Here is a 12,125-nt window from a genome sequence, read left to right on the forward strand (position 1 = left end):
AGCGGGAAGCGCTCCGCGCCTCGCACCACGCGAAGCGAGAGGACTCGCATGAGACTCGCCGAGGTTGCCCTGGAGCTCTTCACCGAGAACGGCTTCGAGCAAACCACGGCTGCGCAGATCGCCGCTGCCGCGCATGTGACCGAGCGGACCTTCTTCAATCATTTCGAAACCAAACTCGACGCGCTGTTTCTTCGCGAGGACTACCTGTCCTTCCAATCACTGCGCGATCAGATCGCAAGAACCGATTCCCCAATCACCACTCTGGACGACCTACTCGCTCTCGCTATCTCGTGGATGACCGATGAACTCTCAGCCACCCCTGAAGAACACCACAGGACCGGGCGGCTCCGGCACCAGATCGGGCAGCGATCCCCCGCGGTGCTGAGCATGATCCGAGCTGCTCACGAGCACCTCGCCACCGCCCTCGCCCACGGCCTGGCCGAACACCACGGACGGGATGTGCCGACCCCCGTCGACGAAATGCTCGGAATCGTCGCCGGCGCACTCATCGACCACGCCTACGCGCGATGGCTGGCTCAGGACGATCTGGACGCGTTCGGAGACCTGGCGACTGAAGACGTCGTAGCCCTCCGATCCGCTCTCCGTTGAACCCAGCAGCGCTACAACGCGGCACTGGGTAGACTCTCGGTTCCGGATCCGCAGTCGCACCGCTGCGTCGCAGACACCCCGTGACCTCGTTCCACGCGGCGAATCGGTCGGTCATCTCGCGTCGGCATTCGGACGCGGTGAGCGAGTGTCGCCGCGGCTAAAGTGCCCTGCGATGGCGCCGAACGCCGAGAGGAACCGCTGTGCCTGCCCAGGCGAAGCGAACCGTTTCATCGCCGCTTGGGCTGATGGGAGTTCTCGGCGCGGTTGTTCAGATGGCGGGACTGGCGGTGCTCGACCGACGGCGTCATCTCCCGATGCGCCACCAGGTAGCCCGGCACCCGAGGAGCCGCGCACTGCCTTCTTGAGGAGCTTGCGGAAGAACTTCGTGGCGGCGGCGGCGTGTCGCCGGGACTGGACCAGGATGTCGAGAACGTTGCCGTCCTGGTCCACGGCATGTCAGAGGTCGCGCTGCACGCCGTTGATGTGATGACCACCTCTTCCAGATGCCACTTGTCGCTGGGCCGGGGTCGCCGCCGGCGGAGCTGGTTGGCGTGGTCCTGCCAGAACTTGGCGCACGATTGGCGGATCGTCTCGTGGGAGACCACGACCCCGCGCTCGAGCATCATCTCCGAGATGTCCGCAGGCTCAACGCGAAGCTGTGGTAGAGCCACACAGTGAGCGATGATCTCGCGGGGATACCGGAATCCTTTGTACGACGCTGCAGTGGCCACGACCGCCGATCGTCGCAGAGACTCGGGCAGGTCAACAACTTGACGATGCCACCGCACGTGCCCGTATGCCACAACGCCTGACAATCAAGCGCCAAACCGTAGTGTGTCGCAAAACTTGTCAATAATGCCAACTCTCCCGTCAACGGACAACCCGCTCCGTCGATGATGCATCTGATGAAATACGGAGCAGACTAGTTGACATAATATTTCGATAGCGGCCGGGCCGGATCAGAGATTCAGGTGGTTGGCGAGTCGGCGGATCGGGTGGGACTCGATCGTCAAGTTTCCGTGTTGCCCTGGCCCCGTGATGTGGACGCCGGAACTTGCCCGGACGTGGGCCTCGCCGTCCATGCGGACGGTGGTGGTGTCGGTCGCGGCGACGAGAGCTTGACCGTTGGCTTGGACGTGGCAGTGGCTGTGTGCGAAGACGATGGCGTTGTCTTCTGCGCGGATTCTGGCGTTGTCGGTGCCGACAATGTAACTCTTGCCGCGGGCATCGACGGTGCTGTCGTCGAACGCTTCGATGTGAGCATGTTCGTAGGCGGTGACCCTGGCGTGGTTGGACGCTTGGACGAAGCACCGGCCGGCGGCTGCGATGGAGCCGCCGGCGATTCCCGCGCAGGTTTGTCCGATAATTTTGACCTGGACTTGGCTGGGGATGTGACCGAGGTCCAGCCAGTTCTCCGGGTCGGCGTCGATGACGACGCTTTTCGCTCCAGCGGTAAGGCGCTTGGTGTATTCCGCATAGCTGCGGACCGGCGATGTGGAGCGGCCCCGATCCGGCCAGCGTGAGTTGCGTGTGGTCTTCTTCACTGGTGCCCCCATGAATCAATAGTGCCTTCGTTTGGTGTCGTTCGTGCGAGCTCCGATGTCGGCGCGTCGCGCGTGGGCTGCAGGAGGTTCGGTGTGCCTCGGTGTTCTGTGTCAGTCGCCGATCTTGACGGCATTGCCGGTCGGGTCGACGCATTGCAGGTAGGAGTCGGCGTGTGATCGGTCCGGAAGGTAGGGCCAGTTGCAGTGCCAACCGTCGATGACAGCGAATCGTCCTTGTCCTTGTGTGGCGATCGTGCGGTCGTTGAGGTAGCGATCACTGATGTTCAGTGCTGCTGGGCAGCTGGGAGTTCCGGCGATGATGATCACAGGTGCAGTCGCACCGTTCAGGTTGTTCGTGACGGTTCCGCACTGAGCAGTTGTGGGCGGCAATGCGGCGGCAGTGGTGGTCTGCGTGGCAGTCGTCGCCGGCTGTGTCTCGGATAGCCGGGGTCGACGGTCGTTCACTCCTGGCTGGCCTTGACGAACGGTGGTGGGGTTCGCCGACCACTCGACGCGTGTGGCAGCAGCAGTTGGTTCGGCTGACGGGGATGCGGTCTCGGCTTGTGTGCTGCTGCACCCGGTGAGGATGGCGACCGTGATGAGGGACAGTGCAGCAATTTCGCTGGTGGTTCGTCGATTCACGAGTACTCGCTTCTATTCCAGTCCGACAGGGAGGACGCAATGTCGAGCCCAGTGATATGTGATGACCTGGACAGAACGACGCCCGCCGCGACCACCGCCGCACCAGCGTTTCCGGCTGCGGCTTCTCGAAGACCCTCCCAGTGGGCGGGCTCTCACATCGGCTCGGTGGTGCTGAGACTGTCCGGGTGGACGGCTAGTGTCGATCCATCCCTGATGTCTGTCGCAAGTTGCGGAGGAGTGCCCACGATGACCGAACCGCCGTCCGAGCTGGCGGGCAGTGGTCCCAGCGTGGAGCCGCAATCGCCGGCCGTCGGTGCTGAAAATGCGGCAGGGCAACGGAGTGGTCATCTGTCGGCGGCGGTGTACGCGCCTGCTGGGCTTGTCGTCGTCGCGAGTGTGGTGGTGTGGTTCGCGGCGCGGTGGAGTGATGCCGAATACGGCACCGCCGGGCTGTGGTGGGTGGCCGTCACCAGTGCCGCGGCTGGTGCGGCGTTGAGCGTGGTGACGGCACCGATGATGACCAGGTTGTGTGCTGCCGTCGAGATCCCGACGGAGGGCTGCTCCGGGCGGTTCGGTCCCGCGGCTCTGATCGCAGGAATGTGGTTCGGCGCCGTCATGTTCGTCGGCGGCGACGCGATCTTGCCTGCCTGGCTCGCGCTGAGCCTGCTGTGCGTGTGGGCAGCGTGGATCGATCACTTCACGCTGCGGTTTCCGCTGACCTTGATCCGGATGACCACCGCAGTGGGCCTGATGTTGGGGGCGTTCGCGGTGGCGGTGGATCAAGATCCTGCGGCAGGTGGGCGCGCACTTCTCGCCGGAGCGTTGGTGTTCGCATTCAACCTTGCGTTCGCGATCATCACGCGCGGCTATCCCGGGCTCGCCGACGTGCGGCTGAGCTTCATCCTCGGGGCAGCGCTGGGGTGGGTCGGCTGGATGAATGTGCTCGCCGGCATGTTGCTACCGAACATTTTGGCGCTCGTGGTGATGGCGGGGGTGAAGTCGATCCGGCGTCAGAAAGACCTGGGAGAGTTCGGTTTCGCACCGTTCCTCGTCGCCGGAACCGCCGCGGCCATGGCCGTCCCGCCGCTGTGGTGGATCGTCTGGATCTGAACGCCTTTTGGCGGGAGGGTGTGGAGGATCGGTTGCATACTGGTCTCCAGAGAGCGGGGAGGTGTATCGGTATGGACGAGGTGGCTCACTCGGCCCCGATGCCGTCGGTCGTTCACACGGAGTTGCCGTGTGAGTTCTGCGCGGAGCATCCCCAGTACTTCCCGGGGGATCCCGTCGGATTCGTGCGTGCGGCCCGCTGGGCGGTGGTGGTCAAGGACTGCTGTCACTTCGATGCTCGGGTGGACTACCTGCTGTGTGACGAGCACTGGGCAATGATCCGACACCAACGGCTGCCCGGGCAGTGCCCTCGGTGCGGGGCGATCGCCTACTCGGTCGAGGACATCGTGTGTACCGAGATCCCTCTGGGGAAGACGGCGGATGGGGTGTGGCCGCTGATCGGCGGATAGGCAGCACCTTTCGGCGGTTCGCCGAAGATACGTTGAGGGAACGAGGTCAGCGCGGTGGTGACAGCGACCCTTTGAGGCCAATTCGGAGTTCGGCGATACCTGGCCGTGGGCGGTGGCCTTCTCGAAGAGGTCCTGCGCACTCAACCGCGTCGCTGCCTCGCTTTGAGGACGACGGAGCTGGTCGAGCCGGGTCGGGGATATGCGCGTTGGACTGGCGAATTGCCAGATCTTGTCCTGAACGGCCCTACAGTCTTCTCCGTTCTGCATAGTCGTCAGTCATACCGCGCAAATGCCGCCACCAAACGCCAGGCTGAGCTGCAGCTCATGCCTTACCGGCGGATTCCACACGCGGTGCGGCTGACAACGTGAACTGTGCAGATGCCGGACGTGCCCCTACACGACCTGTCTCAGAAGCAAGTTGCAACGACAGGTGCTGTCGATGGGCACAATCCCCCTCGGAACGCGTACCAGCTGTCGACGGTGAGCATGACGGTCATTCTGCGCCCAAGCGAAGTCACACAGCCGGTGTCACTCAACCCGGATGTAGTGGATCTTCCTCCACACGAGAGGGAGTGGCGGTCGCTTCCGGGGAGGGTCCTGATGTGGCGGAGCGGGAGAACGCTCGCTGTCCCGGTAGGGCAGTCCAGGTCCGAACCTATGGTCCCCCCAATGGCTGTCGTGAGGACGAGGGAGTGGTACCGATGAATGTTGAGATTCGCCGCATCCACCCGACGGACGCGAAGATCCGCCTTCTACGTTGGTGGTCACCATCAGGTCCAGTTTCGACTGACTTGGACGCTGCTGGCACGGCGGGAGTGGTCGCGGCGTCGACGTTCCACCAAGGCGGACACGCGGTGGCGCATCCTGGGTGCCGAGCTGTCGGCTACCACGTGGACCAGTCTGGATACCGGCGACGCCGATGTCGGGCGACGGCGCGGGTGGTTGCCAGAGGTCTGGATGGCGAGCGATGAGGGTCCCCAGCGATCGCACACACCGCATCCTCACCGCTGATGGCACCTCCTTGGCGGTGCGTGAGATCGGATCCCGGACGGCCCCGGTCACTGTGATCTTCGCGCACGGATTCTGTCTCCACATGGGCGCCTGGGCACCGCAACGGGCCTACCTGGCCGAGGTCTGGCGGGGGCGTGCCCGGTTGGTCTTCTTCGATCACCGCGGCCATGGCGGATCCGGCGCGGCGGACACCGACAGTTACACGATCAGCCAGCTGGGACGGGACCTGGATGTGGTGATTCGCACGGTGGCGCCGAAGGGGCCGATTGTCCTCGTCGGGCATTCGATGGGCGGGATGGCTGTGATGTCCTATGTTGCCCATCACCAAGAGGCCGCGGCCGCACAGATCGTGGGGGTCGGGTTGATCTCGACCGCCGTCGACAATGTCGCCGGAGCCGGCATCGGGCGCGCTCTGAATACGCCGGCGGTGACGTTGCTGCGGACGGCATCAGCTCACGCCCCACGGCTCGTTGGCCGCAGCTGGGAACTCTCCCGTCGCATCTTGTCGCCGGTGGTCGGCGCAACGTGCCCGTTTGCTCCGAGTGCCAGTGTCCGTGCCGCCGCCACGTCTTACGGGATGGTCCACGCGACGCCGATCGCCACCGTGGCCGCTTTCCTGCGCGATCTGCGGATCTACGACGCTTCCCCGGCCCTTGACGTGCTCGCGCGGGTGCCGGCGTCGATCATCTGTGGAACCCGGGACAGGGTGACCCCGATCGGGCACTCACAGCGACTCGCCGCGGCTCTTCCCCTCGCCGAACTGATCCCGGTGAGCGGAGCGCGGCACATGGTCGGCCTCGAGCGCCCTGACGTGGTGAGCGAGAGTCTCGATCGACTGCTCGGCCGCGCGGTAGGGCGCCGCGAACAGGACACCACCGGCAGATCCACATCCACCCTGGTCGGGGCGTGGGATTGATGGGACGCAGCCATGACCGGATCAGCCCAGACCGCGGCAACGGTGTGTTCGATCCCGACCGGGGCGACAGCGACGTCGCCACCCGCAAGGAAGGCGCCCTGATCTCGCAGCACGCCTACGACACCCGCGCCGATCTCCGCAGCGGAGCACGAGAACTCGACACCGCCACCGAGAACCTGCCCGGATTAACCCGGGCGCAGCGGGACCTCAACCGCGCCTATCCACGGCCCACGCCGGCGGCAATCGGAAACTCTCGGCTACGCCCTCGGCTGCCACCGGCGATCGAACTCCGTCGCACACTCTCGGCACGACAACGGAACACCCGATCCGCGGCGAAGCGCCGCGTCCTCGACGCCATGCCGAAAGCCCAGTACACGGCGCTGGCGTCGTTGACGTCGGACCCGAAGACCTGGCGGGAGACGAACAACGCCCTCTCCGCGGTGGCCGGCGACGCTGTCGAACTCGACGACGCTCGCCGCAAGCAGGTCCAACGAGTGGACAGGGCAATCCAACGATACGAACGCGAATCCGGGCGAGGCCATCTCGTGTACACCGCGGTGAGCATCCCCCACGCGGTCGTGAACCCGTCGGATCTGCCCTCGACGCTATCGCCGGGGACGGTCCTGTCCTTCGACCGGTTCACTGCGGCAACCCATTCGCTGCACGAGCTGGACTCGACCGCCCAGCCCACCGATGTCGTCTTCGAGATCCAGACCGACCGCGGCATGTACTACGGGCAATCGTCCCGCGTGGACAACTCGCACCATCTGCTGCCACGAGGTATGCAGTTACGGGTGGTGGGGGCTCATTTTGTGCCGTACGAGCGGCCCGGACAGCCGCCGGGGGAGCGCCTGATCGTCCAACTCGTCGATCACGAGACGCCCTGACGAGTCGAGGCGGGTGTTCGAGACAGCTTCACCTCACCGGAAGGAACACACAGTCATGACCGCGGACACGCCGCGCCACCGGCGCCCCGACCTGACCTTTCATCCCGATATCTTCGCTGCGCCCGCGCAATTCAGAGTGGTGGAAGCCGCGCCACACGACGATGCGGACCAGGCCGCGGACACAACCCAATGGAAGGACAGCTCCATTGCCGAATCCCAGACCGGACGACGAGATGGCAAGGGCTGTGAGTAGAAAGCAAAGTCGGAGGCCACCGACACGATGGTGTGCCTCCGACTCACCCGGTGCATTCTCAGTACCCACACCCTATGTGATCGTCCGCATCCGGTCCACTTCTCCACACGCTATCGGCCGATGTGAATGCCGGACTGGGTTGCCCCGGTGGTGAGTTCGGTCGAGTTGTACAGGTCCCTCTCTACTGTCGGTGATCGCACGACACCCGTCGCGGTCATCGAGACAACTTCCGCCCTTGGCCGCCACACCCACGGCACAGGAGACATCATGGATTTCGCATCGATCATCGTCGGCGTCGCAGTGGCCGGCGCATCAGCTGCCCAGGGCGGCGGAGTGGACCCCGCGATCACCGACAGCGTCACGGCGGTCGCACAGGAACTGCCGCCCGCTCTCGCCCCGTATGTCCCGGACCCGCAGCCGTATCTCGATGACGCGGCCCGGGCCGTCCAGCAGGCGCAGGAGCAGTTACCCGCCGAGTGGCAAGCCGAGATCGAGGACGCTATTCCACCGGAAGTCCGGGATGCCGCTGCAGGTGCCATGAAACAGCTGCCGCCCGAGGCGCAGGGCTTGATTCCCGAGGTGGTCCTGCCCGCCCCCGGTCCGGAACCCGGGCCCGGCGGCGGTGTCACCAACCCTGCAGGACCCGCAGCTCCGGCATCGTCATCGGCTCCGCAGCAGGAGATGAATCCGGTCTTTCTGCCTCCTGTCGTCAGCGGAGCACCCACCACTGCGGCCGGCATCCCCTCCCTGACAGGAATGCTCGCCCCGACCGCAGTGCGCGAGCTGACCTTCGATCCCCGCTTTCCCCGCAACCTCGAGTTCGCGCGCGCGGTCATCGACGCGGCGATGCGTGCGATCGGATTGCCCTACCAATGGGGCGGAGGCCTTCTCACCGGACCGTCGATGGGCGACGGCACCGGAGGCGCTACCGCCGGCTACGACTGCTCCGGGCTCACTCGCTTCGCCTACTACATCGGCACCGGAGGCACGACGGTCTTGCCACGCACCTCACAGGAACAGTTCCGGGCCGGCCAGCAGATCAGCATGGACCAAGCCCAGCCCGGTGACCTGCTGTTCGGGAACTGGCAGGCAGACGGCGCCAACCACGTCGCAATCTACCTCGGTGGCGGAAAAATGCTCGAGGCCCCGCAGACCGGGCAGCGCGTCCAGATCAGCGCCGTCCGTCCGGGCCTGGTTCCCGCCCGCTTCCTGTGACCGAAAGTCGGCGGCCATCAGGGACGGTGCCCTGCGCTTGATCCCGAAGCGGAACAATACGATCGCCACTAGAGACCCAGACCGGCCACAGGTCGTGTCGCGACGTGCGGCACGACCGCAGAGACGAAGGAGACAGTGCCCCATGACCATTACGCCAGCAGCCCACAAGAAGGCAATCGAGACCGCACGTAAGAATGCGGAAGCACTGGCGCAGAAGGCAATCGAAACACGAGTCGCGCTTGTCGGGGCCATCGGGGAAGCAGTGGAAGAGCTCGCCGCACTCGATTCCGCACGCGAGGCAGCTGTAGACGCAATCAGGACGGCCCACGAGAGGGCGATCGAAGGCGGATGGACGGCCAAAGAGCTCGCAGCCATGGGCTACACCGCCCCGAAGAAGCGGAAGAACACCTCCGGTAAGGCCGCGCGCGGTGGCGCCAGCAAGGACGCGACTGAGACGACCGACGTCGCAGATGCTGCTGCACCGCAGGAAGACGCTCAGCCGCCGAGCACCGACGGGCAGATCTCCCGCGAACGCGAACCTGAGCATTCCTACAGCTAGCACGCGGTCCGGTGGTGTGGCACCCCGGCTCTCGGGCGCCGTCCTCCTTGTCGGGCGACGGCGCCCGAGCGCTACCAGGAACTCCTCCGGGGCCGGCATAGGAGCCGAAGTCACGAACCACATGTCAGAGGGTGCCGTCACGATGATCACGAGAAAGAGGTGGCATGACCAGAACACAGACGTCTCCGCAGCAATGGGCACGGGGCATGCTCGTCCCCGGCCGGGCAGCAGTGCTGGACGTCGAATCGACCAATTTGGACGGCAGCATCATCGAAATCTGCGTTCTGGACGCCGCCACCGGCAATCCACTGCTCGATACCCTGGTCGATCCCGGCGAAGTTCCAATCCACCCCGACGCCTACGCCGTGCACGGAATTGCCCCGGCCGATCTGATCGGCGCACCCCGCTGGTCTACGGTCCACCAGGCTCTGATTGCGGTGACCGCTGGGCGAATGACCCTCAGCTGCAACAGTCAGTTCGACAAGGGTCGCGTTCTCCATGACTGTGCTCGGCACGGTCTCGACCCCGCGCACCTCGCCGACCCCGAGATGTGGGGATGCATCATGCGGATGCGATCGCAGGCCGAGGGCACCGAGAAGAGCATTCGGCTCGATGGCGGCCACCGAGCCCGCAGCGACGCCGCGGCCGCCCGCACCGTCCTGCTCGGCATCGCGGAGGGCACCTCGGCGCCATCCACCACCGTGGACTCCGCCGCTACCTCCCACTTGCCGGCGTAGTCCACCGTGCCGCACATCTCGAGGCGGGTCCGGTAGCAGTCTCCTTTCGGGTCTGCTCTCTCGGCTGGTGTCCTTGCTGGGATCCTGGTTGTGATTTACCCCGGGATTTGGAGGTGGTTCGTGATGACCGCAGCACATCCCCGGCCGGATCTGGAGGCGTACAACCAGGCCGCCCGTATGCCCCAACCCGAGCTGGTCACCGCGTTGCGGGAGCTGCTGGGCGCGAAGCTGGTCGCCTATCTGGGGCGGGTCAAAGAGACTCGTGCAGTGCGCCAGTGGGCGGAGGGCGCACGGACGATCGGTAGCGACTCGGATGTGGAACGGCTGCGGATCGCGTACCGGGCGGCACGGCTGATCACCGCCCGCGACACCCCAGTGGTGGCGCAGGCCTGGTTTCAGGGTTTGAATCCGATCCTCGACGACCGTGCCCCCGCCTTGTTGCTGCGCGAGGGGGAACTCGCCGATATCGGCCCGCAGGTCCTCGCCGCAGCCCGGCAGTTCGCCGCCGTCGGATGACCCAGGTCGACCATGCCCTCATCGGCACGGCGCGAGGGTCGGTGTGGTGGGGGGTGTTCACCTATGGCGAGCGATGATGCGGGCCTTGGTAGCTCCACGAACTGACTGACCGGTAATCACGTGTAAGAGGGCCTTCGAATCACACCTGATTCCGCCCGACACCGGTTGATGGGGGATCGAGGACGGTGCTGGGGGTGGTCGCCGCGAGCGGATTCGGAAACGGTGTCGTCTCGGGGCCGAGCACGTCGAGGTAGTTGAACAAGGCGGTCGATGTCAGCAGTCGGAACTTGATCTGAACTTGATCCGGGACGGATCACCGAATGGGTCGGGTGAGCTCTCGTGCGATGTCGTCGTCGAATCCGGAGATGGTTGTGTGCGAGGCGGGATCAGGCGTGCGACCCGAAGCGGCGCAGGAGTGTGGCGGTGGTGGCGAGGAACACGATGACGGTGCCGTACCAGTAGGTGGTGGTTGCGAGTCCGAGGTGGGGGACGAGGAGGCCGGCGACGACGGCGGGTACGCCGAAGGCGGTGTAGCTGACGACGAAGATTGCGGCGAGCACCTCGGCGCGGTTCTCGGGCCGTGTGAGGGGAGTGATGGATCGCAGGACTCCGGAAAAGGCTGTGCCGAATCCGGTTCCGGCGATCATGATGGCGCAGTAGAACAGCGAGAGCGATTCGAGTGCGAGAGCGCCGAGCGTGCATGCGCTGCCGACGGCGAGCGCGGTGGTCCCGTACAGCGTGATGGTACGGGGTGCGCGTCGGCGGATCAGGTATCCGGCCAGAGCTCCCGCACCGGCGAGTAGGGTCACCACGAGGCTTTGCGGCAGGTGTGAGGTTCGGTGGAGTTGGGTTGCCACGATGGCCGGTCCGAGGGAGAGATAGAGTCCACCGGTCGCCCATCCGGCGAAGACGGCGGGGGCGCTCTGCAGGAATGTCGTCCGTATCTCCTTGGGTAGTGCGGCGCTGGGGCGCAGCGATGCCCACACCCCGTGGTGTCGTGGTGCTGTTTCGGGCAGGTACCAGATCCCCACTGCCATGAGGAGATACAGCCCGGCGAAAGCGCCGAAGACTGCTGTGGACGCATCGTCGCCGACGCGATCGAGGACGAATCCGGCAATCAGTGCCCCGCTTGCGAGCCCGGTCATCGCGGTCACCGAGTTCCAGGCGGCGGCCGATCCCGGTCGGTTCCGGGGTTCGAGGTCGACCACCGTCGCGGCGAGCGTGGACAGCAGGAGGCCGCTGGTGATGCCCTGCAGGATACGGGCGGTGATGAATCCGGTGGCACTGTCCGCGTGTGAGAACAGCATGACGCTGAGCGCGAGGAGCCCGAACCCGACCGAGATCATCGGTCGTCTGCCCAGGTGGTCGGAGAGTGAACCGGCGACGAGCAAGGTGGCCAGCAGGGCGACTGCGTAGACGGCGAAAACGGTGGTGGTCATGACCGGGGTGAATCCGAGTTCGGCCTGAATTACCGGGTAGAAGGGGGAGGGGGCGCTCGCCCCGGCCATCATGGCGGTGGTGGCGGTCAGTACGAAAGGGAATCCCCGGCGTCCACGTGGACTGGCGTCGTTCGCGGGAATGAGTATTGGCACAGGTGAATTCGGAGTGTCGATCACAAGGTTCGACTGTTTTGGAACCATTAGCGAAGCTTATAATATTCGGCAATACGGTTCAACTATTATCGAACGATGACTGAGTCGACAACGCTTCCGCACCCGG

At 65.2% G+C, this 12,125-nt stretch carries 13 protein-coding genes and 1 pseudogene; 10 read left to right on the forward strand and 4 right to left on the reverse strand.

Annotation, left to right across the window (positions count from 1 at the left end):
• Positions 1-48 precede the first annotated feature (48 nt).
• A complete protein-coding gene (locus ACFU5V_RS35800; protein ID WP_378705209.1) occupies positions 49-609 on the forward strand; it encodes a TetR/AcrR family transcriptional regulator in 561 nt (186 codons plus the stop codon).
• Positions 610-694: 85 nt separating this feature from the next.
• Here ACFU5V_RS35800 and ACFU5V_RS35805 read toward each other — a convergent pair.
• From ACFU5V_RS35805 to ACFU5V_RS35815, 3 genes and pseudogenes are all read right to left on the reverse strand, one after another.
• A pseudogene (locus ACFU5V_RS35805) lies at positions 695-1,340 on the reverse strand (IS6 family transposase); the annotation flags it as partial.
• 228 nt (positions 1,341-1,568) lie between these two features.
• Complete coding sequence (locus ACFU5V_RS35810) at positions 1,569-2,165, reverse strand: hypothetical protein (RefSeq protein WP_378705212.1); 597 nt, start codon at positions 2,163-2,165, stop codon at positions 1,569-1,571.
• 99 nt (positions 2,166-2,264) lie between these two features.
• Positions 2,265-2,480 carry a hypothetical protein gene (locus ACFU5V_RS35815; protein ID WP_378705215.1) on the reverse strand — a complete coding sequence of 72 codons (216 nt, stop codon included), beginning with the start codon at positions 2,478-2,480 and terminating at the stop codon, positions 2,265-2,267.
• 561 nt (positions 2,481-3,041) lie between these two features.
• Between ACFU5V_RS35815 and ACFU5V_RS35820 the strand changes: the two genes are divergently transcribed.
• The 9 genes from ACFU5V_RS35820 (at position 3,042) to ACFU5V_RS35860 (ending at position 10,406) form a co-directional block, all read left to right on the forward strand.
• Positions 3,042-3,905 (forward strand): hypothetical protein, encoded by an 864-nt coding sequence (locus tag ACFU5V_RS35820; protein ID WP_378705217.1) that lies wholly within the window; start codon positions 3,042-3,044, stop codon positions 3,903-3,905.
• Positions 3,906-3,976: 71 nt separating this feature from the next.
• Positions 3,977-4,312, forward strand: a complete 336-nt coding sequence (locus ACFU5V_RS35825; protein ID WP_378705219.1) for a hypothetical protein — start codon at positions 3,977-3,979, stop codon at positions 4,310-4,312.
• A 967-nt stretch (positions 4,313-5,279) separates the two neighbouring features.
• The gene (locus ACFU5V_RS35830) at positions 5,280-6,239 is read left to right on the forward strand and encodes an alpha/beta fold hydrolase (protein WP_378705222.1); all 960 of its coding nucleotides are present in this window, start codon (positions 5,280-5,282) and stop codon (positions 6,237-6,239) included.
• Complete coding sequence (locus ACFU5V_RS35835) at positions 6,239-7,126, forward strand: hypothetical protein (RefSeq protein ID WP_378705224.1); 888 nt, start codon at positions 6,239-6,241, stop codon at positions 7,124-7,126. Before ACFU5V_RS35830 ends, ACFU5V_RS35835 begins: the two co-directional genes overlap by 1 nt.
• 55 nt (positions 7,127-7,181) lie before the next feature.
• Positions 7,182-7,379, forward strand: coding sequence for a hypothetical protein (locus ACFU5V_RS35840; RefSeq protein WP_378705227.1), 198 nt, complete (start codon positions 7,182-7,184; stop codon positions 7,377-7,379).
• Positions 7,380-7,646: 267 nt separating this feature from the next.
• Positions 7,647-8,594 carry a C40 family peptidase gene (locus tag ACFU5V_RS35845; protein WP_378705230.1) on the forward strand — a complete coding sequence of 316 codons (948 nt, stop codon included), beginning with the start codon at positions 7,647-7,649 and terminating at the stop codon, positions 8,592-8,594.
• Between the two features lie 142 nt (positions 8,595-8,736).
• Entirely contained in the window at positions 8,737-9,153 is a 417-nt protein-coding gene (locus ACFU5V_RS35850) for a hypothetical protein (RefSeq protein WP_378705233.1), read from the forward strand.
• Between the two features lie 164 nt (positions 9,154-9,317).
• Positions 9,318-9,890, forward strand: coding sequence for an exonuclease domain-containing protein (locus ACFU5V_RS35855; RefSeq protein ID WP_378705236.1), 573 nt, complete (start codon positions 9,318-9,320; stop codon positions 9,888-9,890).
• A gap of 123 nt (positions 9,891-10,013) precedes the next feature.
• On the forward strand, positions 10,014-10,406 hold the full coding sequence (locus ACFU5V_RS35860; RefSeq protein WP_378705239.1) for a hypothetical protein: 393 nt from the start codon (positions 10,014-10,016) through the stop codon (positions 10,404-10,406).
• Positions 10,407-10,792: 386 nt separating this feature from the next.
• Here the strand turns inward: ACFU5V_RS35860 and ACFU5V_RS35865 are convergent, their stop codons facing one another.
• Positions 10,793-12,022 (reverse strand): MFS transporter, encoded by a 1,230-nt coding sequence (locus ACFU5V_RS35865; RefSeq protein ID WP_378705240.1) that lies wholly within the window; start codon positions 12,020-12,022, stop codon positions 10,793-10,795.
• Positions 12,023-12,125: the final 103 nt, after the last annotated feature.

The sequence above is a fragment of the Rhodococcus sp. NPDC057529 genome (assembly GCF_042802055.1).
Classification (GTDB): domain Bacteria; phylum Actinomycetota; class Actinomycetes; order Mycobacteriales; family Mycobacteriaceae; genus Rhodococcus_F.

What these genes read in the sequence shown, in the direction of transcription:
- ACFU5V_RS35800 (WP_378705209.1), top strand. Translation starts at nt 49, where the DNA reads ATGAGACTCGCCGAGGTTGCCCTGGAGCTCTTCACCGAGAACGGCTTC.
- ACFU5V_RS35810 (WP_378705212.1), bottom strand. Translation starts at nt 2,165, where the DNA reads ATGGGGGCACCAGTGAAGAAGACCACACGCAACTCACGCTGGCCGGAT.
- ACFU5V_RS35820 (WP_378705217.1), top strand. Translation starts at nt 3,042, where the DNA reads ATGACCGAACCGCCGTCCGAGCTGGCGGGCAGTGGTCCCAGCGTGGAG.
- ACFU5V_RS35825 (WP_378705219.1), top strand. Translation starts at nt 3,977, where the DNA reads ATGGACGAGGTGGCTCACTCGGCCCCGATGCCGTCGGTCGTTCACACG.
- ACFU5V_RS35830 (WP_378705222.1), top strand. Translation starts at nt 5,280, where the DNA reads ATGAGGGTCCCCAGCGATCGCACACACCGCATCCTCACCGCTGATGGC.
- ACFU5V_RS35835 (WP_378705224.1), top strand. Translation starts at nt 6,239, where the DNA reads ATGGGACGCAGCCATGACCGGATCAGCCCAGACCGCGGCAACGGTGTG.
- ACFU5V_RS35840 (WP_378705227.1), top strand. Translation starts at nt 7,182, where the DNA reads ATGACCGCGGACACGCCGCGCCACCGGCGCCCCGACCTGACCTTTCAT.
- ACFU5V_RS35845 (WP_378705230.1), top strand. Translation starts at nt 7,647, where the DNA reads ATGGATTTCGCATCGATCATCGTCGGCGTCGCAGTGGCCGGCGCATCA.
- ACFU5V_RS35850 (WP_378705233.1), top strand. Translation starts at nt 8,737, where the DNA reads ATGACCATTACGCCAGCAGCCCACAAGAAGGCAATCGAGACCGCACGT.
- ACFU5V_RS35855 (WP_378705236.1), top strand. Translation starts at nt 9,318, where the DNA reads ATGACCAGAACACAGACGTCTCCGCAGCAATGGGCACGGGGCATGCTC.
- ACFU5V_RS35860 (WP_378705239.1), top strand. Translation starts at nt 10,014, where the DNA reads ATGACCGCAGCACATCCCCGGCCGGATCTGGAGGCGTACAACCAGGCC.